This window comes from Jeotgalibacillus campisalis (assembly GCF_000829515.1).
In the GTDB taxonomy this organism is placed as follows: domain Bacteria; phylum Bacillota; class Bacilli; order Bacillales; family Jeotgalibacillaceae; genus Jeotgalibacillus; species Jeotgalibacillus campisalis.
In genome coordinates, this window is sequence record NZ_JXRR01000014.1 from 49,623 (window position 1) to 71,150 (window position 21,528).

Below are 21,528 nucleotides of genomic sequence, written 5' to 3' on the forward strand. Positions count from 1 at the left end.
CCGGATTACTTATTAGTCTAAAATACGAATTTATTAGAAAAAATCGAAAAAAGGTATTGTATTATTCTAAAAGTTAACTATAATAAAGAGAGGTTGTGCAATCGTTTTCACAAAATGAATGTAAGCGGTTTAAATGTTATCAAAGAAAGACATAGCATTTGTATAAAGAGAAATTGTGCAAACGGTTGTTCAAACCACGGATAAAAACCTTTAGGAGGGGTCAATTTTGAAAAAGTATGCATCAGTTTTAGCTTCATCATTGCTTTTGGCAGGCGTTTTAGGCGCATGTGCACCGGATCGTGAAGAATCTGGAGAATCTACAGATGGGGGCGGTTCCGGTTCAACAGAAGAAGCACCGGAAACACTGAAAGTCTGGGTAAATGACAGTGAAGAGCAGAAAGCCGTATTGGACAAGCTTTTTGACAAATACACTGAAGAAACAGGGATCGAAATTGAAACAACGCCAATGAATATGCTCGATCAAATCGAAGCGTTAAATCTGGATGGTCCTGCAGGCAACGGCCCGGACTTGTTCTTCCAGCCGCATGACAGACTTGGAAACATCCTTCTTCAAAATCTAGCTGCACCGATGGATTTGGGTGATGCAAAAGATGATTATTCTGAAACGGCAATAGATGCTGTTACGTATGAAGGAGAGGTTTATGGTGCTCCTTTAGTAGTTGAAACATATGCGACTTTCTACAATAAAGATATGGTGGATGAAGCACCGGCTACTATGGATGATCTTATGAAGATCGCAGAAGAGCAGACAGATCAATCTACTGAAACGTATGGTTTCTTAATGGAAGCAGCAAACTTCTACTTCTCATACCCGTTCTTCGGAGCTAATGGAGCTTATGTATTTAACAATGAAGATGGTGCGTATAATGTAGAAGATATCGGTCTTAACAACGAAGGCGCGGTAGCAGGCGGAGAATTAATTCAATCATGGTACGAAAATGGATACATCCCGGTTGAGGTTAACGCTGATATCATGAATGGCTTGTTTGCAGACGGTAAAGTCGGTGTAGCTATCACAGGTCCTTGGCAGATCCCGGCATATGAAGAAGCGCTTGGTGAAAGCCTTGGAACAGCAATCCTTCCAACGGTTGACGGAACAAACGCAACATCATTTGTAGGCGTTAAATCATGGATGGTATCGGATTACTCAGAAAATAAAGAAGCAGCTACAGATCTTGCTTTGTTCCTGACAAACGAAGAAAATTCAACTCAATACTTTGAAGAAGCTGGCGAACTTCCAGCTAACCAGGCAGCACTTGAAAGCGAAGCGGTAACTTCAAATGAGCTGATTGCTCCATTTGCTGAGCAGATTCAATATGGTACTCCAATGCCGTCAACACCGGAAATGCAGCAAGTATGGGATCCAATCAATAATGCGCTCCTGTTCATCGCTCAAGGTGAAGACGTACAAGCTGTACTTGATGAAGCAGTTCAAACAATTAAAGATAATATCGCAGCAGCACAGTAGTTAAATCAAAAATTCATGACTCTGGTGGATAGAAGGATTCCCTCCTTCTATCCACTCCATTTTTAAAGAAGAACTTTCTTCTAGAACCTCGCTAGGGAGGCGATGACATGTCGACTGCAAATCCAACAGCTAAACAATCACATAACCCCAAAACAGCTGTTATTTTATCCATTTTACTTGCGGGTTTAGGTCAGTTGTACAACCGCAGATACGTAAAAGGAATTCTTTTTATCATTCTTGAAATTTCTTTTATTTTAACTCTCGGCCGTTTTTTAAATCTTGGTCTGTGGGGTCTTACTACACTCGGTACCATGGAAGGTACTGATCATTCTGTTGTTCTATTAATCTATGGATTGGTTTCACTTATTCTGATCGCTTTTTTCGTAACGCTTTATATTATTAATGTAAAAGATGCAAAAAGAGATGCCTTGCGGATTCAAAAAGGGGAAAGAGCACCAACCTTTAGAGAAGCTGCAGGAAATGTTTGGGATAAAGGATTTCCTTATTTCTTCGTAACGCCTGGCTTGATCATGCTCGCATTTATCGTAATCTTGCCTCTGATGTTTACAGTAGCTTTAGCTTTTACCGATTACAGTCAGTATAATCAGCCACCAAGAGCCTTGCTTTCTTGGGTAGGATTCGATAATTTTGCCCGCTTATTTTTTGAAACTGGCGGAGCAGGAAATAATATCTGGCAAGATACATTTATAAGTGTTTTTACGTGGACCATTGTATGGACGGTTGTGGCCACTACACTTCAAATCACGCTTGGTTTGTTCTTGGCGCTGATTGTAAATGACCCGAGAATTAAATTCAAACGTTTAATTCGTACAATTTTAATTTTGCCTTGGGCAGTGCCAGCTTTCGTTACAATTTTAGTATTTGCTGCTATGTTTAACGATCGATTTGGTGCTATTAACACGGATATTCTAGCAGTTTTCAATCTATCGATCCCATGGTTACAGGATCCGTTTTATACGAGAATTGCTTTAATTATGATACAGACTTGGCTTGGATTTCCTTTCGTTTTTGCTTTATTCACGGGAATCTTGCAAAGTATTTCAAAGGAATGGTATGAAGCAGCAGAAGTGGACGGTGCAAACCGAATGCAGAAATTTAAAAGCATTACGCTTCCGCATGTTTTGTATGCAACAGCTCCTCTATTAATCATGCAATATGCAGGGAATTTTAATAACTTCAATATTATCTATCTGTTTAATGAAGGCGGTCCAGCCGTCCGGGGGCAAAATGCCGGCGGTACAGATATATTAATTTCCTGGGTTTATGATCTGACATTTACATTAAATCAATACAGTATGGCCGCAGCGATAACGATCATACTTGGACTAATCGTAACGGGATTTGCGTTTTTCCAATTCAGAAAAACACGCTCGTTTAAAGAGGAGGGGAATTTATAATGAGCCGAAAAGCAAAATCCACATTGGAAGTCACGTTAATCTACTTATTCCTGGCTTTTATGGCCGTTATTATTGGGTATCCGCTGCTTTGGACAGTAGGAATGTCCTTAAACCCTGGTACTAGTCTTTATTCAGCTCAATTAATCCCGGACAATTGGTCCTTAGTGCATTACAAGTGGTTATTTACAGACCCTTCGAGCGACTATTTAACCTGGTATAAAAACAGTGTCATTGTGGCCGTTGCCAATGCGTTTTTCTCAGTCGTATTAACGTCTTTTGTTGCATACGCATTTTCACGCTACCGTTTCGTAGGAAGAAAATATGGTTTATACGCTTTCTTGCTGCTCCAAATGTTTCCAGCTATGATGGCTATGGTCGCGATTTATGTCATGCTGAACATGGTCAACTTGCTTGATTCACTAATTGGACTTACTTTGATTTATATTGGGGGTCAAATTCCTTTTAATGCTTGGCTAGTAAAAGGTTATTTTGATACAATACCTAAAGAACTTGATGAAGCTGCACGTATAGACGGTGCTGGCCACCTCGGTGTGTTTTTCAGAATTATGCTTCCGCTCGCAAAACCGATTTTGGGTGTAGTAGCATTATTTAATTTTATGGCACCATTCGTTGACTTTCTGCTGCCGCGAATTATATTAAGAAATCCTGAAAATTTCACACTCGCATTAGGCTTATTTAACTTCATCAGTAACCAGTTCGACAATAACTTCACCCGATTCGCTGCCGGCTCAATTCTGATCGCTGTGCCAATCGCAATCGTTTACCTTCTTTCTCAGCGTTTCCTCATCTCTGGCCTTACAGCAGGAGGAACGAAAGGATAACATACATTCTTTAAGGAAAACGGTTAAGCTTGTCCGGAGACTCATGTATTCAGTGCCTGCACGACGGCTGAAGAAAAAACTATTATACGTTTAAAGAGCAGTTGCTTTTTAAACAAAAGGAGGAGGGGCAGGGATGAGAGGAGTTAATACAGCTCTTTTTCTCATCACTATCCTCCTTTTTAATAGCGTTTTGACCCCTGCTGCAGGCGCTGTTGAAAAGGAAGAGAGAAGATGGCAAGATGAATCAATTTATTTTTTAATGGTGGACCGTTTTTCTAATGGAGATACTTCAAACGACCTATCCGTTAATACTCAGGATCCAAAAGCTTATCATGGCGGAGACTTTAAAGGAATCGAAGATCAGCTCGATCATATTGAAGAGATGGGATTCACAGCTATCTGGCTGACCCCTATATTTCAAAATGAAGAAAACGGATATCATGGATATTGGATAGAAGATTTCTATGAAACAGAAGAACATTTTGGAACAATTGAAGAATTCAAACAGCTGGTTGATGCTGCTCATGAACGGGACATCAAAATTATTTTAGATTTTGTTGTGAATCACACAGGACCTGCCCACCCTTGGGTAGAGGATCCCAAAAAAGAAGATTGGTATCATGAGGAAACAGCAATTTTAGACAATAATGATCCGGAGCAAGTACAAAATGGGTGGATTTATGGTCTGCCGGATTTGAATACTGAAAACCCGGAAGTAAAAGAATATTTATTTGAAGCAGCAAAATGGTGGATTGAAGAAACCGATATCGATGGATACCGACTCGATACAGTTAAGCATGTTCCAGCAGAATTTTGGGGAGAATTTTCTGAGGAAGTAAAATCAGTTAAAGATGATTTTTATTTAATCGGAGAAGTGTATGATACAGATATTCGAAAAATCGCCCAATATTCAGACACAGGAATTGACGGTTTTGTAGATTTTCCTTTGGCTGAGCAAATGAGATCTGTTTTTCAGGATGTTGACACAAACACTTCACGTCTTTTCAATTTCTGGGACTATAATCAGGAGTTTTTTCCTGAGCCCTACTTAATGGGTAACTTTATTGATAATCATGATATGTCCAGGTTTACCCGTCTGGCAGTAGAAAATAATATGCATCCTGTTACAAGATGGGAACTTGCGACTGTCTTTATGTTTACTGTGCCTGGAATTCCAATCATGTATTATGGTTCTGAAATCGCTCTTGATGGCGGTGAAGATCCGGACAATCGTAAATTAATGAACTTTAATTTGGATGAAGAGCTGAAAGAATACATTGGCGACGTAGGACGGCTGCGTCAAGAGCTCCCTTCTTTAACCAGGGGAACACTTGAAGTCCTTCATAATGAAGATGGAATGCTGCTGTATGAAAGAAAGTATGAAGATGAAACGTCTGTTATCGCTATTAACAATACAAGTGGTACACAATCTGTAACACTTAGTTCGGATCAGTTTGAAGAAAACGGTGAATTACGAGGATTGTTAAATGGTGATCTTGTTCTTGAAAGCGATGACGAGTATGTTGTTGTTTTAGATAGAGAAGAGGCTGAAATCTATGTGCTGACTGAAAAAGCAGGTTTCGACTACGGATTGTTAGCAGCAGTAGCGGCAGTCTGGATCTTTTTTATCGGAATGTTTATTTACATGGCTAAACGCGGAAAAAAACGTTCAGCTTAACGGGTTTTTAAGAGCTGGTGCACGGATGTTGTACCGGCTCTTCTTGGTGAATAATTGTAAGCGTAATCAGATAGGGGTGGTTTTATGTCAATAACGATAAAAGATGTTGCCAAGTATGCAAACGTCGCACCCTCAACAGTGTCAAGGGTGATCGCTAATAATCCAAGAATAAGTGATAGAACAAAGGAAAAGGTCCGCGAGGCTATGAAGGAACTTGGCTATCATCCTAATTTCATCGCACGCAGCCTGGCTAATCAGTCTACACAGGTTATTGGTCTAGTTACTCCAGGATCTTCTGATGTCTTTTTTCAAAACCCATTTTTCCCTACCGTATTGCGGGGATTAAGCGAAGGGGCGCACGAAAATCAATACGCCCTTCAGCTTGTGACGGGGCAGAACGAAGAAGAGATTTATAACGGCGTTGTTCAAATGGTACAGGGAGGAAGAGTGGATGGGGTCATCCTTTTGTACTCGAAGGTTGAAGATCGAATTCTCATGTACTTAAGAGAACGAAATTTTCCTTTTGTCATGATTGGCAAACCATTTAATTTTGTTGAAGAGATTACACATGTTGATAACGATAACGCTCAAGCTGCCAAGGATGCTACTGATTTTCTTATCGAATTAGGTCACGAGAGGATTTCATTTATAGGCGGGGATGAGAATCTAGTCGTTACGGTGGAACGGCTGACGGGGTACGAAAATGCCCTTACACAAGCATCTCTGCCGTACAGAGAAGATTATATTCTTCATCAGAGCTTTCTGTTAGAAGGAGGTCAGGACGCTGTGTGCGAACTGATGGAACTTCCTTTAATGGAACGCCCTACTGCTCTTGTCGTAGCAGATGACCTAATGGCTTTAGGTGTATTGAATACATTAAATGAATTAGGAATCTCAGTCCCGGAGGATATTTCGATTCTGAGTTTTAATAATGTCTTAACATCTGAGATGGCAAGACCGCCTTTATCATCTGTGGATATCAATATATTCAATTTAGGCTACAATGCTTCGAAGCATCTGATTGAGCGATTGAAGAACCCGGAGGTACCTGTGAAGCGTGTAATTATCGAGCATGAAATTGTTAAACGTTTCTCGACTGAAGCACCAGTGCACAAGTAATATGCGAGCAAGTAAAAAGAGACCTTGTCTATCCTGCTGAAAACCCTGCCTTGTAATGGCCGGGCAGCATAGGGATCGACAAGGTTTGTTTGTTTTGATAATAATTCCACATCATTTTTCGTACGAAGGAAAGAGGTTCAAATTTTGCCCCTTCAAACTGAACTTACACGATTGTTAGACATGTACTTTATTCAGTGTGCCTGCTTATTCAGCTTCTTTAAAGCTTTGTACCCGATCATGTTTATCGGATCCTTTGGAGAAGAAAATGGAGGAGCATAGGCTATTTCAATTTCCTGCAAATCTGTTACTGTTAATCCTCCGGTAATAGCTGCAGCCATCACATCCATTCGTTTATCCACCCCGTCCTTACCTACAGCTTGGGCGCCATAAATTTTTCCGTCTTCAGGAGAAAAATGTACTTTCAGCTTTAACGGAGCAGCTCCTGGATAATAACCTGCATGCTGGTTTGATTCTTGCACTACGGTTTCATAGGACAATCCGCTTTCTTTCAAGTGTTCTTCATTTAAACCAAGAGAGGCAGCATGAAGGGTGAATACTTTGCAAATGGATGTGCCAAGCGATCCTTTATAGGGAACTGGATGCCCGGTTACATGTCGCGCTGCAAGGTATGCCTGTCTGTGAGTTACCCAGGCAAGCGGTACCCGTTTAGGCTGTTTTGTTATAAAATCAAAGGTTTCAATTACATCGCCTACAGCGTATATAGCTGGATCACTGGTCTGCATAAATTCGTTCACTTTTACGCCGCCTGTAACGCCAATATCAAGACCGGCCTGTTCTGCCAGGTAGCGGTTTGGTTTAACTCCGACAGAGAGGATAAGAAAGTCAGCTGTAATGACTTGACCATTTGTTAGATGCAGTGTACAGCCATCTTCTTCAATTTTTTGAATCGTTGTATCTGTGTGTAAATCAATTTCTTGCTTGACTAACTCTTCTTCTATTATTTCTGACATATCCTTGTCTAACACGCTTAATACATGTTTTGAGCGCTGAATCAGATGAACATTCATGCCGCGTTTTTTTAAATTATCTGCCATCTCAAGCCCGATAAATCCACCACCAACAATGCACACGCTCTTAAACTGCTTTGCTTCAATCTGTTCCTCAATTTTAAGCATGTCTTCAAATGCCCTCAGGGAAAAGCAATTTGCATGTGAAAGGCCTTCAATTTCGGGTATAACAGGAATCACGCCAGGCGATAATAGCAAAGAATCATAGGATTCGGAATACTGGGTATTGCCTATGTGGTCGAGTATCCTGACTTCTTTTTGATTTCGGTCGATATGAACTGCTTCGTGTCTTACTCTTACTTCAATATTCCGTTCTTTTTGAAAGGATTCGGGGGTGGCCGCAATCAGCTGGTCACGATCCTGTATATAGCCGCCAAGGTAATATGGTAAGCCGCAATTGGCAAAAGACATCGTTCCTGACTTTTCAATAACAACTATTTCAGCTTCCTCATCAAGCATTCGAAGCTGAGAGGAAAAGGTTGCTCCTCCTGCAACACCACCGATCACAACGATCTTCTTTTTCATATTTTCCTCCCTATTCTGAAATGGAATCTGGCAATTTATTTAAAAAGAAGATCGCAAGTGTACCCGGGCCTGCATGTGCCCCTACAACAGAACCGATTATTCCAATATAAAAGGAATTTGAGCCAAATTCCTCCTTGATCATGGCTTTCATTTCTTCTGCCAGTGCTTCATCATCGCCGTGACTGATGCCGATTACTTGCTGATCTAATCCTGCTCCTCTTTCTTTCATTACTTCTATAATCCGTTTTAATAGCTTCTTTTTGCCTCTTAGTTTTTCAAGTGGAACAAGTTTTCCGCCTTCAACATGAAGCAAAGGTTTAATATTTAATAAACCGCCTATAAATGCAGAAGCTTTTGTTACACGGCCGCCTTTTGCAAGGTAATCCAGATCTTCAACAGTGAAGAGGTGTTCCATGTGCTGACAGTAGAATTCTGTTTCATTAACAATTTCGTCACGAGACATACCTTGACCGGCTAATTCCACTGCTCGCTGCACGCATAAGCCATAGCCGAGAGAGGCAGACTTAGAGTCTATAATAACCAAATCAAATGCAGGATATTCTTCTTTCATTTGCTCTCTGACCATAACGGCAGTCTGATATGTACCGGACAGTTCTGAAGAAAATGCGATATATAGTCCCTGATTTCCTGATTGTGCCAGCTCAGCAAATACTTCCTCCATATATTTCGGGCTCGCCTGTGAGGTCTTAGGGTGTTTGCCATTGCGGATTTCATCAAATACTTGTTTTGAACTAATCGTTACTAAATCATCGTATTCCTCTTCCCCAATATGTACGCGAAGAGGAAGCAAAGTAACATTATTATCCTTGAAATAATCCAAAGGGAGATCCGATGCGCTATCAGCAAATATTTGTAAACTCATATTCATCATCCTTTTACTGTTTATAGCTATAGTTTATCGATACCGGCTTCATTTTACAATGATAGGTGTAGGATGATATAAATTAGGTTATGTGTATAAAAGAATATAAAAAGGAGGGAACAGATTGGAGAATTCAAAGGAATCCTTTAAACTGTCAAAAGTATCAAATGAAACACTTTGGCTGGAAATAAGAAAAATAATGATTGTCATCATAGGTGCTGCATTAAATGCTGTGTCATTAAATCTGTTTCTTATTCCTGCAAATGTATTCGCAAGCGGGTTTACTGGACTTGCGCAGCTTATATCAAATATTTTAGCCGACTTTACACCCTTTTTTATCTCAACAGGAATTTTACTCTTACTCTTAAATATTCCAGCAATCATTTTGGGGTGGCTGAGAGTCGGGAAGATGTTCACGATCTACAGCTTGGTTTCAGTAGCGTTTACAACAATCTTTCTGTCGATTATACCAGTCGTGGAGGTCTCGCCAGATATCTTGTTAAATGCTGTATTTGGAGGAGTTATCGCAGGAACTGGTGTAGGGTTTACCCTTAAATGGGGAGCGTCTACAGGAGGTATGGATATCATTGCGATGATTTTGTCCCGGTTAAATGATAAACCAGTGGGCATTTACTTTTTTACTATGAATGCAGGAATTATTTTGGCGGCAAGTATGATCTTTGGCTGGGAAGAGGGGCTTTACACCCTTGTTACCCTTTATGTTTCAACCCGGATGATTGATGCCATTCATACACGGCATGAAAAGCTGACGGCTATGATCGTTACAAAGAAAACAAGTGAAGTTAAACAGGCCATACATGATAAATTAGTCAGAGGGATTACGATTGTGCCGGCAAGAGGTGCATTCACAGATGAACATAAGGAAATGCTGATCATTGTTATCACCCGCTATGAACTTTTTGAACTCGAACGGATTATCCACAAAGTGGATCCACATGCGTTTACCAATGTTTTGCAGACTGCCGGTGTTTTCGGGTTTTTCAGGAAAGAAGAGTAAAATTAATCCTAAGCAATAAAAAAGGAACCCTTTTGCGAATGAGACACACATTCGTGAAAGGGTTCCTAATTTGATTTGATAGAAACGATCTTATGCTGATCCATTTTTCTAGATGCTATTAAAAAGCGATTTATAAGCGCTATTATGGATTATGCCAGATTCAGCTTTTGCTGTAAAAATAAAGCGATGCCGTCATTATTGTTAGAGGCAGTCATTTCATTTGCGATGTTTTGAACGGAGTTAATGCCATTTTCCATCGCAACTCCGGTGCCTGCGTATTCAAGCATCTCTAAATCATTGTCCTCATCTCCAAAAGCAATAATTCTACTTTTAGGAATCTGCAGTGAATCAGACACTTTTTTTATTCCTACTGCTTTATTCAAGCCTTTTTTAACGATTTCTATCACATGCCATGGAGCTCCCCATCTGCGGTGATCGATCACTTCCGCATGAACATGACTTAAATGGCTGCGAATGTCCTGAACATGCTTTTCATCAGCATGAATCAGAAGGCTTGTAGGGCTGTCTGGAAGATAGGTCCTAAGGTCACCGGTTTGTATAGAGGGATTGCCGAACCCAAAAATATCAAGCAGTTTTTCATCATGATAATGCAGATAAACATCATCCAGAATTTCTGCAATAATATTGTGGTAGTTGAAATCCTGACAGGCTTCCACAATCTCTTTTACGACATTTAAATCCATTGGATCGTGATGAAAACCCCATTCTTCATTTAATGGATGGTGAACAAATGCGCCATTAAAATTTACGATAGGAGAAGTCAGTTCAAGTTCTTTGTAGTAGGATTCGCTTGCTCTATAAGGCCGGCCTGTAGCAATCATAATTTCATGGCCCTGTTCTTTTGCTTTGAATAAAGTTCTTTTTGTTTTTTCAGATATCGTCTTGTCATCTGTAAGCAATGTTCCGTCAAGGTCTAAAACGATCAGGTGTTTTTCCATTTCGGTCGTGCTCCTTTAACAACATAGTGATTAGTGATTAATCTATAGCTTGCCCAAAATAGTGTATCACTTATTGAAAGGATTTCGAATGAGAAAATCCGATTGGGCAAAATACATGTCATATAATGGCTGTCATGATAGGATAAAATGAGTACATTGAAACAGTGGGAGGAACAATTTTATATGATTTTAATACAAAAAGACATGGTGAATGACATTCCCTTATTGCATGTAGCTAAGCAGACGGAATTGTCTTCTCCGCTGCCGACCATTATCTTTATACATGGATTTACAAGCGCGAAAGAGCATAATCTGCACTTTGCTTACTTACTCGCAGAAAAAGGCTACCGGGTTTTGCTGCCCGATGTATCATTGCATGGTGAACGTCAGGAGGGACTTGATGATATGGTGTTAAGTACCCGTTTTTGGCATATGGTGATCCAAACAATAGATGAGCTTCAGGTTTTAAAGGATTATTACACAGATAAAGGTCTTGTCTCTGATGGGCGGATCGGACTTGCAGGCTCTTCAATGGGCGGCATCATTACACTTGGCGCATTAACACAATATGATTGGGTCAAAACGGCTGTAAGTCTCATGGGTTCACCAACGTATGTTGGTTTTGCTAAAGCCCAATTAAATCAATTTAAAAGAAATGGCTTAACGCTGCCTATGACAGATGAAGAAATTGAAGAGCAGTTGAGTGTGCTGACCAGTTATGATTTGAGTCTTAATCCTGAGAAAGTAAACAGGCGTCCTTTACTGTTCTGGCATGGTAAACAGGACACAGTCGTCCCTTTTGAACCTACGTATGCATTTTTTAAAACGATTTATCCATCTTATAAAGATAATCCTGATGATCTTCGATTTATATCGGAGGAACAAGCAGGGCATAAGGTTTCGCGAAAGGCATTGCTTGAAACTACAAAATGGTTTCAACGCCGCCTTTAAACGAAATATTTTCACTAAGTGAAAGAGTCTGCTATGATAAGAGTAGATCATAAACGCATGAGGAGTGAGAGATATGGATCAAGATCTTAAAGACAGCGTGATGGGTGCTTTGGAAGAAGTCATTGACCCGGAGCTTGGCATTGATATTGTAAACCTTGGTTTAGTATATGATGTTATGCAGGAAGAAGAGGGGAAGACGGAAGTTAAAATGACACTTACTTCTATGGGTTGTCCGTTGGCACCTGTCATTGTTGATCAGGTTAAAGCTGCGCTGGCTGACATACCCGAAGTTGGGGAAGTCGATGTCAACATCGTCTGGACTCCTGCATGGAGCAAAGACAATATGTCACGTTATGCGAAGATTGCATTAGGCATTACGTGATGCAGTCAATATAAAGGAGGATGCGCGTTGTGCGCATCCTCCTTTTGTTATTACTGCAGGAAAAGGACAAGAAAAATAATGGGTCCAACCACTATGCAGTACACGGCAAAATAAATCAGGTTTCCTTTAGCCATAATATTCATAAACCATTTTAAAGAAAAATACGAAGCGACAAGCGAACCTGCAAATGCAAGCAGATAAGGGATCCATAGATCAGCAAATGCGTCATTGCTTAAAAGGTCAGAAACACTTAAAATCATACCGCCTAGACTGACAGGGATAAAGAGTAAAAAGGAATAGCGTAATGCTGTTTCCTGATGAATCCCCCTTGCCATTGCAGCGACGATTGTCGCACCGCTGCGGCTTATACCAGGGATTAACGCAACGGCTTGTGCAAGACCGATGATGATCGCATCTTTTACTGTCATGCCGCCTTCTCCGCGGTTTCCGCGAAGGTTGCGGATCATAAACAGCGCAATACCTGTAATCATCAGTGTTCCTGCTACAATCGACACACTTGCTTCTGCAATATAATCACCAAGCAAAACTCCGATAACACCTGCTGGGATCGTCCCGATAAGCAGATAGATGATAAAATCAAACTCTTTTTTATCTGCAGGATCCTTCGTTTTTATGTAGCCTAGTCCTCTTACTGTCAATCGCATGATATCTTCTTTATAAATCAGCAGTACGGCTATAAGAGAAGCTGAATTAACCAGCAGTTCAAACGTAAATGCTCCGCCTTCTCCACCCTCTAATTCAACACCTAAAAAATGCTGAGCAAGCAGTAAGTGTCCGCTTGATGATATAGGAATGGGCTCAGTGAACCCTTGAAATAACCCTAAAAATAAATATTTTAATAGTACATAAACCTGTTCTAATTCCATAATGACCTCCATTTAAGTTCGTTCCTGAAAAACACTCTTGTTCATTTAACCATCTAAACAAATCCAAGTAAAGGCAATTTTCTTTACAATTTTATGAATAGAGTGATACGATACAATCAAAGGTCAATAAAGGTCAAAGAGGTGAAAAGATGAAAAGTGAAAAACTAACGTTCAAAGTTCAGGATGCCCTTGTTCAGGCAAAAGAAAAAGCAATACAATTCCGCCACTCTACTATAGAAGTGGAACATATCCTCTTATCTATGCTGTCGGATTCTGATGGGCTTTTAGCACCTGTTTTTTTAAAAGCAGGCGCCTCACCTGAAAACTTATTAAAGCGAATAAATGAAAAAGTGCTTTCGTTTCCAACCGTAAACGGTGACATTAACCAACTGGGCAAGCACTTATCGAATGAAGTCATCACCTGGTTCAACAAAGCTGAAGAAGAGCAGTTATCTTTTAACGATGACTTTATAGCAGTAGAGCATCTTATTCTTTCTTTAATGAAACTTAGCTCTAATTCAACCGTAATCTTTTTATCAGCTCAAAACATAACGTACGAAATTGTAAAAGAAGCAATAGTTGCCATTAGAGGAGGAAGAAGAGTGACATCTCAAAATCCTGAAACAACATATCAGGCACTATCAAAATACGGAAGAGATCTTGTAGAAGAAGTCCGTAAAGGAAAAATGGATCCCGTGATTGGCCGGGATGCTGAAATACGTCATGTGATCCGGATTTTATCACGCAAAACGAAAAATAACCCTGTGCTTATAGGTGAACCAGGTGTTGGGAAAACCGCAATTGTAGAAGGTTTGGCTCAACGAATCGTTCGAAAGGATGTACCAGAGGGGCTGAAGGATAAAACCGTATTTGAGCTTGATATGAGTGCCCTGGTAGCAGGAGCTAAATTCAGGGGAGAATTTGAAGAGAGGCTAAAAGCTGTTTTAGCCGAAGTTAAAAATAGTGAGGGAAGAATTCTTTTATTTATCGATGAACTTCACACCATCGTTGGAGCTGGAAAAACAGAAGGGGCAATGGATGCCGGGAATATGCTGAAGCCCATGCTTGCAAGAGGAGAGATTCATTGCATTGGGGCAACAACATTAAATGAACACCGCCAATACATTGAAAAAGACCCTGCTCTTGAACGGCGTTTTCAGCAAGTGCTGGTACAGGAGCCGAACGAAGAAGATTCCATTTCCATTCTTCGCGGATTGAAAGAACGATTTGAGATTCATCATGGAGTGAATATTCATGACCGCGCTCTTGTGTCTGCGGTTGCTCTTTCAAACAGGTACATTACAGATCGTTTTCTTCCTGACAAAGCTATTGATTTAATGGATGAGGCATGTGCGATGATCCGTACAGAAATTGATTCAATGCCTTCAGAGCTGGACGAATCCACAAGACGTGTGATGCAGCTTGAAATAGAAGAAGCTGCTTTATCAAAAGAAAACGACAAAGTGAGCAATGAGAGGCTGAAGATCCTGAGGGAAGAGCTGGCTAACTTGAAAGAGCAAAGTGACGCCATGCGCTCTAAATGGGAGGCAGAAAAGCAATCCCTGCTTATTATCCAGCAAAAACGGGAAGAATTAGAAAAGCTTAGAAGGGAATTGGATGAGGCAGAAGGTGAGTATAACTTATCACTTGCAGCAGAACTTAAGCATGGGAAAATTCCTAGTGCTGAAAAAGAGCTTTTAGTCTTAGAGGAAAAAGTGTCCAGTCAAGAAAAGAATGACAGGTTATTAAGGGAAGAAGTAACAGAAGAAGAAATTGCCGATATCGTTGCGAGATGGACTGGTATTCCTGTAGACCGGCTTATGGAAGGGGAAAGACAAAAACTTCTGCGGCTTGAAGAGATTTTAACTGAGCGTGTGATCGGTCAGAAAGAGGCAGTTTTATCTGTAACGGAAGCAGTATTGAGGGCAAGAGCAGGGATTAAAGACCCTAATAGACCGATTGGATCATTTATATTTATGGGTCCAACAGGGGTGGGGAAAACTGAACTAGCTAAAACGTTGGCACAAACCTTGTTTGATAGTGAGCATCATATGATCAGAATAGATATGTCTGAATACATGGAAAAGCATGCTGTATCCCGGTTAATCGGTGCACCTCCAGGGTATGTGGGGTATGAAGAAGGCGGTCAGCTGACTGAAGCTGTAAGAAGAAAGCCTTACTCAGTCATCTTATTGGATGAAATTGAGAAGGCGCATCCCGAGGTGTTTAATATCTTACTGCAAATGCTGGATGAAGGAAGAATAACGGATTCAAAAGGAAGGACCGTTGATTTTAGAAATACGATTATCATTATGACTTCCAATATAGGGTCCGTTTATATGACAGAAAAATCTCCAAATGAAGATGAAGGGGTAAAAAAGAAAGTGCTGGGTGAGTTAAGAAAGCACTTTAGACCGGAGCTGCTCAATCGAATTGATGATATTGTCCTTTTTAATCCATTGGGCACTGAGCATATGATTGGCATCGTGAAAAAGATGGTACAAGAAGTAAGCAGGCGCCTTCAAGAGCAGCATATCGAGCTGAATGTATCAGAAGATGTAGCTGCATATATTGCTAACAGTGCATATGATGCTTTATTTGGAGCTCGTCCATTAAAGCGGTATATTCAAAAAGAAATTGAAACACTGCTGGCAAAAGAATTAATTAAAGGAACAATCGAGCCCCATCAAAAAGTCAGATTAGTGCTTGAAAATGACAAGATAAAAATTCAGTAAAAAAAGATCCCTCGAGGGGGATCTTTTTTATTAATGCTGCTCAGTATGAGGCTTTGGAATAATCGTTCCAATCACAAATAGTGCAGCGGTCGTAATAACAGCAAGAATTGTCGCTGTTACAAATTCATACGCTGCTCCATTCATTGAACTTACTACGTATGTTGCCATGTGGATTAAAAGAAATGTCCATATAAAGGTCCATAGGTATGACATTAACGTCACCTCATTTCATCAATATGTATCGCTTTCATTTAAAATAAGCCTTCTCTTAATAGTACCATAATACACAATAAAATAAATGACAATCTCGTGAATAAGGACATTATAAGGGCAGGAATGGAATAATTCTTTCTTTTGCGATAAAATAAATGTGGCATTAAAGAAAAAACGGTCAAGACCATTCATAAGGAGTGAATAAAATGTCCAATGATAAAACAATGGAATTTATGCAGATTGCAATGAAGTATCTTCCAGAAGCGAAAGAAAGAATGGAACAGGCAGGGATTGAGGTTTCAGTAGCATCTTTACAGCCTTTTATGGGATTATTCGCGAAAGCAATGAATGATGCTTATGAATTAGGTAAAAACGAAGCTAATCAAAGTAAATAAACGAAAAAAAGCCAGCTGCAATTTGTCCAGTCCTGTGAATAATAAGGGGCTGGTCAGTCTTTGCAGCTGGCCTTTATTTTGCACTGTTCTGCTAAGAAGAGAATGACTATTATAAAGATACAGAAACCGGGTTCTTGAAAAAATGTATAAACTGATATATTATTAGGACCAAGTCATAATAATAGATAATAGACACTGGATTAACGAATGAATCCAATAGAAAGAAGGAATGATTATGCGTGCAGGGGCTTGGGGAATTGGCAGATATATACCTGATCATGTTGTAACTAATTTTGACCTTGAGAAAAAGATGGATACATCAGATGAATGGATACGAACCAGAACAGGAATAGAAGAAAGAAGATATGCAGGCGACGATGTGGATACTTCCGATATGGCTTATGGTGCTGCTGTTAAAGCGCTTGATCATGCGAATGTAAAAGCTGAGGATCTAGATATGATTTTAGTGGCAACGGTGACACCAGATCAGCCATTTCCAACAGTAGCTTGCATGCTCCAGGACAAACTTGGAGCAAAAAAAGCTGCCGCAATGGATGTATCAGCCGCATGTGCCGGCTTTATGTACGGAATGATTACAGCTAAGCAATTTATTGAAAATGGGGATTATAAGCACGTCTTGGTAGTAGGGGTTGAAAAATTAACGAAAATCACAAATTGGGACGACCGAAATACAGCCGTTCTATTCGGTGATGGCGCCGGTGCAATGGTTCTTGGGCCTGTAGAAGGAGACAAAGGAATTCTTTCCTTCGAGCTTGGTTCAGACGGTTCTGGTGGAGATCATTTATACCAGGGCGCAGACGGTCTTGTAATGAATGGGAGAGAAGTATTTAAATTTGCGGTTCGGCAAATGGGCGAGTCCTGTATAAATGTTTTAGAAAAGGCAGGTTTGGCTAAAGAAGACGTCGACTATTTAATTCCGCATCAGGCAAATATACGGATTATGGAAGCTGCCAGGCAGCGACTAGAGCTTCCGATCGAAAAAATGTCAAAAACGGTCCATAAATACGGAAATACATCAGCAGCATCGATTCCGATCTCTCTTGTAGAAGATCTGGAAAATGGGAAGATAAAAGAGAATGATCTACTTGTAATGGTCGGGTTTGGCGGAGGTTTAACCTGGGGAGCAATTGCGATCCGCTGGGGAAAATAATACAATCATGTTATAAAAAATAAATTACAAAGATTGATTGAGGAGCTGACAAAGAATGTCTAAACGTCGTGTGGTTGTGACTGGTCTGGGGATGGTTTCGCCTGTTGGAAACAACGTAGAAACCTCATGGAATAATATTAAAAATGGTCAATCCGGAATCGGTGAGCTAACAAGATTAAATAAAGATGATTTTCCTGCTACAGCAGTGGGTGAATTAAAAGATTTTAACATTGAAGACTATATGGAGAAAAAAGATGCACGGAAAATGGACCGGTTTACTCATTATGCCGTTGTATCATCACAGATGGCCGTTAAAGATGCCAATTTAGAGATCAATGAAACAAATGCAAACCGAATCGGAGTGTGGATTGGATCAGGGATAGGCGGAATGGAAACATTTGAAAAGCAATTTGAAACGTTTCTTAACAGAGGCTATCGAAGAGTTAGTCCATTTTTCGTTCCAATGATGATTCCTGATATGGCAGCCGGGCAGGTTTCCATAGCTCTAGGTGCAAAAGGGATGAATTCATGTACGGTAACTGCTTGTGCGAGCGGGACAAACTCCATTGGAGATGCATTTAAAGTGATTCAACGCGGAGATGCAGATGCAATGATTACTGGCGGATCTGAAGCACCTATTTCCCAAATGGCAATGGCAGGTTTTATTGCAAATACTGCCCTGACATTAAATAAAGACGTTTCAAAAGCAAGCCGTCCATTTGATAAAGAACGGGATGGATTTGTGATGGGTGAAGGAGCAGGGATTTTAGTACTTGAAGAACTGGAGCATGCCCTTGCTCGCAATGCACCCATTTATGCTGAAATTGTAGGATACGGTTCTACAGGGGACGCGTACCATATTACAGCCCCGGCACCAGGAGGAGAAGGCGGTGTTCGTGCTATGCAGCAGGCACTCGATGATGCAGGGATCAAACCTGGTGAAGTAGGCTATATAAATGCACACGGTACAAGCACTCCATATAACGATAAATATGAAACAATGGCTATTAAAGAAGTCTTTTCGGATCATGCAAAACAACTTGCGGTCAGTTCTACTAAATCCATGACTGGCCATTTACTGGGTGCCGCAGGAGGAGTGGAGGCAATTTTCACTGTCCTTGCTCTTAAGGATAAGATTCTTCCACCAACCATTAATCTAGAAAATCCGGATCCAGAATGTGATTTGGATTATGTAGCTAATGTTTCAAGGAAAGCTGATATTAAAGCAGCAATGAGCAATTCACTCGGCTTTGGCGGACATAATGCCACGATTGTTTTTAAATCTTACGATGAATAGCAAAAAGAAAATGAGACATATCTAAAAATATTTTAATAAAGCATAATATATCATTCGTATGAGGTGAGAGCTTGAGACAATTGTCTCAAGCTCTTTTTCATGGATAAAATTCCTTACGCTAATTTTAAATTAAAAGATACTAATATAAACTTCCGAAAGTAAATGTTCAATTCCTTATGGTTAATTGATAATATTATATTGTATATTCATTCAACCTATCGTAATATAATACAATCTAATAAATATATGCAATTTGAAAAGGCAATATGCCTGTGTAAATGTTAAAGATTAATAGAATTATATTTTTTTTATTTTTTTTTAAGAGTTGGAAAACCAGCAATATCAAGGGTTTTGAATTAAATTTTAAAATAATTATTAGAAAATTAGCAAAAATAAGTTGAAAATGTAATCTATTTGTAATAGTATTTTATACAAATAATATAAATTGATTGAAAATAAGAAATTATTAGAGGTGTTTAGATGGCTAGACAATTATCAGGACAAAACGAAACACCACTTCTTGAAGTGAAAGACCTTCAAACAGGCTTTAAAATCGGCAAAGATTACTACAATGCTGTTGAAAAAGTTTCTTTCAAAGTCGATCGGAGCAAAATTGTCGGAATAGTCGGTGAGTCAGGCTGTGGTAAAAGTGTCATGTCCTTGTCCATAATGCAGCTACTGCCGCAGGGAATTGGAAAGGTTCGCGGTGGTGAAATTACATTTGATGGCAAAAATATCAACAAGCTTTCAGAACGGGAAATGAATAAAATCCGAGGGAAAGATATCTCGATGATTTTCCAGGAGCCAATGACAGCCTTAAACCCGGTTTTCACAATCGGCTATCAACTAAACGAAGTGCTGTTAAATCACGAAAATATAAATAAAAAAGAAGCCAGGCAAAAAAGTATTGCCCTTCTTAAAAGCGTAGGGATTCCACGTCCCGAAAAAATAGTTGATGAATATCCTCACCAGTTATCCGGCGGAATGCGGCAAAGAGTTATGATCTCCATGGCTATTGCCTGTCAGCCAAAGCTATTAATAGCAGATGAACCTACAACTGCACTCGATGTAACCGTTCAGGCACAGATACTTGAACTTCTAAAAGACATACAGAAAGTTAATAATATGTCCATTATTATGATCACACATGATTTAGGCGTCGTCTCAGAAATCTGTGATGAAGTTATTGTCATGTATGCAGGAAAAATTGTGGAACGCACAGATGTCGTTAAACTTTTTGAAGAACCAAAGCATCCATATACCCAGCTATTAATGGGAGCCATTCCAAAAATGGATGAGAGAAAAGAAGTACTCGATACAATTGAAGGGCTGGTGCCATCTATTAAAGATATGCCACAGGTGGGCTGCCGATTCGCTAATCGATGCCCGAAAGCCATGCCGGAATGCATTACGGTGACACCGGAGCTTCTCGAAGATGATGTTGATCATGAGGTAGCGTGTTTGCTTTATGAAAACAGCAAACCTTTGGAAAGGGTCGGTGGAAGATGAACAAGATAGAGACAAAAAAAGGGTCAATTCAGAAAAAAGGGACGGATAAAGAAACCTTACTGGATATACAAAACTTAAAAACCTATTACCCTGTTAAAGGCGGGTTTTTAAAGCGTACGATTGCTCATGTAAAAGCTGTAGATGATTTGTCTTTTCAAATCAAGAAGGGAGAAACACTTGGTTTAGTAGGTGAGTCCGGGTGCGGTAAATCAACTACTGGAAGAACGATCCTTCGGCTGTTAAAGCCTACAGATGGAAAAATCCTTTTTGGAGGCAAAGACATTACAAATATAAGTGGATCAGAACTGCGGAGAGCACGCCAGGATTTTCAAATGGTTTTTCAGGATCCTTATGCATCTCTGAACCCAACTCAAAGCGTGGGTGATATCGTTTCTGAACCGCTTAAGAATTTTAAGAAAATGAGTAAAAAGGAATTAAAGGAAGAAGTGCTTGACCTTCTTTCAAGAGTGGGACTGCCTCCGGAGGCTTATCATAAGTATGGTCATGAGTTTTCCGGCGGTCAAAGACAGCGAATTGGCATCGCAAGGGCACTTGCGTTAAAACCAAAGCTGATTATTGCAGATGAACCAGTTTCTGCTCTCGATGTATCTGTACAATCTCAGGTACTTAATCTTTTAAAGGAACTTCAAGGGGAATTTGATCTTACCTACTTATTTATTGCTCACGATTTAAGTGTTGTTAAACATATGAGTGACAGAATCGGAGTAATGTATCTCGGGAATCTGGTCGAAATTGCGACAAATGAAAGTTTGTATGCAGAACCTTTGCATCCGTACACTCAAGCCTTAATTTCTGCTATTCCGGAAACAGATCCGAAAAAAAGGAAGAATCGGATTGTTCTTCAGGGTGACGTGCCAAGCCCTCAGAATCCGCCAAGCGGCTGTCCGTTTCACACCAGATGCCCGATGGCAAAAGAAGAGTGCTCGAAAATCAAGCCTGCTTTAAAGGAGGTGAAACCTGGTCACCACGTAGCGTGTATTCTCTATTAAACTTGAAAACAATTTGGGG

Annotated in this window: 19 protein-coding genes; 14 read left to right on the plus strand and 5 right to left on the minus strand. The window is 40.1% G+C overall.

Annotated features, from left to right (window positions below; translation table 11 throughout):
* Positions 1–226 precede the first annotated feature (226 nt).
* The 5 genes from KR50_RS07380 (at position 227) to KR50_RS07400 (ending at position 6,546) form a co-directional block, all read left to right on the plus strand.
* Positions 227–1,489, plus strand: coding sequence for a sugar ABC transporter substrate-binding protein (locus KR50_RS07380; RefSeq protein ID WP_041056844.1), 1,263 nt, complete (start codon positions 227–229; stop codon positions 1,487–1,489).
* Positions 1,490–1,596: 107 nt separating this feature from the next.
* Positions 1,597–2,907, plus strand: coding sequence for a carbohydrate ABC transporter permease (locus KR50_RS07385; protein ID WP_041056846.1), 1,311 nt, complete (start codon positions 1,597–1,599; stop codon positions 2,905–2,907).
* A complete protein-coding gene (locus tag KR50_RS07390; protein WP_041056848.1) occupies positions 2,907–3,749 on the plus strand; it encodes a sugar ABC transporter permease in 843 nt (280 codons plus the stop codon). Before KR50_RS07385 ends, KR50_RS07390 begins: the two co-directional genes overlap by 1 nt.
* 133 nt (positions 3,750–3,882) lie before the next feature.
* Positions 3,883–5,427 (plus strand): alpha-amylase family glycosyl hydrolase, encoded by a 1,545-nt coding sequence (locus tag KR50_RS07395; protein WP_041056851.1) that lies wholly within the window; start codon positions 3,883–3,885, stop codon positions 5,425–5,427.
* Positions 5,428–5,511: 84 nt separating this feature from the next.
* A complete protein-coding gene (locus tag KR50_RS07400) occupies positions 5,512–6,546 on the plus strand; it encodes a LacI family DNA-binding transcriptional regulator (protein WP_041056855.1) in 1,035 nt (344 codons plus the stop codon).
* 191 nt (positions 6,547–6,737) lie between these two features.
* Here the strand turns inward: KR50_RS07400 and KR50_RS07405 are convergent, their stop codons facing one another.
* The gene (locus KR50_RS07405) at positions 6,738–8,099 is read right to left on the minus strand and encodes a CoA-disulfide reductase (protein WP_041056857.1); all 1,362 of its coding nucleotides are present in this window, start codon (positions 8,097–8,099) and stop codon (positions 6,738–6,740) included.
* Between the two features lie 10 nt (positions 8,100–8,109).
* The gene (locus KR50_RS07410; RefSeq protein ID WP_041056859.1) at positions 8,110–8,982 is read right to left on the minus strand and encodes a DegV family protein; all 873 of its coding nucleotides are present in this window, start codon (positions 8,980–8,982) and stop codon (positions 8,110–8,112) included.
* 199 nt (positions 8,983–9,181) lie between these two features.
* On the opposite strand from KR50_RS07410, the gene KR50_RS07415 reads away from it, so the two are divergent.
* A complete protein-coding gene (locus KR50_RS07415) occupies positions 9,182–10,000 on the plus strand; it encodes a YitT family protein (RefSeq protein WP_041058116.1) in 819 nt (272 codons plus the stop codon).
* Positions 10,001–10,149: 149 nt separating this feature from the next.
* Here KR50_RS07415 and KR50_RS07420 read toward each other — a convergent pair whose 3' ends face one another.
* Positions 10,150–10,959 (minus strand): Cof-type HAD-IIB family hydrolase, encoded by an 810-nt coding sequence (locus tag KR50_RS07420; protein WP_041056861.1) that lies wholly within the window; start codon positions 10,957–10,959, stop codon positions 10,150–10,152.
* 183 nt (positions 10,960–11,142) lie between these two features.
* Between KR50_RS07420 and KR50_RS07425 the strand changes: the two genes are divergently transcribed.
* Both KR50_RS07425 and KR50_RS07430 read left to right on the plus strand, forming a co-directional pair.
* Complete coding sequence (locus KR50_RS07425) at positions 11,143–11,910, plus strand: alpha/beta fold hydrolase (RefSeq protein ID WP_041056863.1); 768 nt, start codon at positions 11,143–11,145, stop codon at positions 11,908–11,910.
* 73 nt (positions 11,911–11,983) lie between these two features.
* Complete coding sequence (locus tag KR50_RS07430) at positions 11,984–12,292, plus strand: metal-sulfur cluster assembly factor (RefSeq protein WP_041056865.1); 309 nt, start codon at positions 11,984–11,986, stop codon at positions 12,290–12,292.
* A gap of 50 nt (positions 12,293–12,342) precedes the next feature.
* On the opposite strand, the gene KR50_RS07435 is transcribed toward KR50_RS07430, so the two are convergent.
* A complete protein-coding gene (locus KR50_RS07435) occupies positions 12,343–13,179 on the minus strand; it encodes an undecaprenyl-diphosphate phosphatase (RefSeq protein WP_041056867.1) in 837 nt (278 codons plus the stop codon).
* Positions 13,180–13,328: 149 nt separating this feature from the next.
* On the opposite strand from KR50_RS07435, the gene clpB reads away from it, so the two are divergent.
* A complete protein-coding gene (gene clpB, locus KR50_RS07440; RefSeq protein WP_041056870.1) occupies positions 13,329–15,914 on the plus strand; it encodes an ATP-dependent chaperone ClpB in 2,586 nt (861 codons plus the stop codon).
* Between the two features lie 30 nt (positions 15,915–15,944).
* On the opposite strand, the gene KR50_RS07445 is transcribed toward clpB, so the two are convergent.
* Positions 15,945–16,127: a YjzD family protein gene (locus KR50_RS07445; RefSeq protein WP_041056873.1), complete on the minus strand. Its 183-nt coding sequence runs from the start codon at positions 16,125–16,127 to the stop codon at positions 15,945–15,947.
* 206 nt (positions 16,128–16,333) lie between these two features.
* Here KR50_RS07445 and KR50_RS07450 point away from each other — a divergent pair, with 206 nt between their 5' ends.
* From KR50_RS07450 to KR50_RS07470, 5 genes are all read left to right on the plus strand, one after another.
* Entirely contained in the window at positions 16,334–16,522 is a 189-nt protein-coding gene (locus KR50_RS07450) for a ComZ family protein (protein WP_041056875.1), read from the plus strand.
* Positions 16,523–16,757: 235 nt separating this feature from the next.
* Positions 16,758–17,693, plus strand: coding sequence for a beta-ketoacyl-ACP synthase III (locus KR50_RS07455; RefSeq protein WP_041056877.1), 936 nt, complete (start codon positions 16,758–16,760; stop codon positions 17,691–17,693).
* A gap of 55 nt (positions 17,694–17,748) precedes the next feature.
* Positions 17,749–18,990, plus strand: coding sequence for a beta-ketoacyl-ACP synthase II (gene fabF, locus KR50_RS07460; protein WP_041056879.1), 1,242 nt, complete (start codon positions 17,749–17,751; stop codon positions 18,988–18,990).
* 480 nt (positions 18,991–19,470) lie between these two features.
* Positions 19,471–20,499, plus strand: coding sequence for an ABC transporter ATP-binding protein (locus KR50_RS07465; RefSeq protein ID WP_041056881.1), 1,029 nt, complete (start codon positions 19,471–19,473; stop codon positions 20,497–20,499).
* Complete coding sequence (locus tag KR50_RS07470) at positions 20,496–21,509, plus strand: ABC transporter ATP-binding protein (protein ID WP_052476884.1); 1,014 nt, start codon at positions 20,496–20,498, stop codon at positions 21,507–21,509. The genes KR50_RS07465 and KR50_RS07470 overlap by 4 nt, the downstream gene beginning before the upstream one ends.
* Positions 21,510–21,528: the final 19 nt, after the last annotated feature.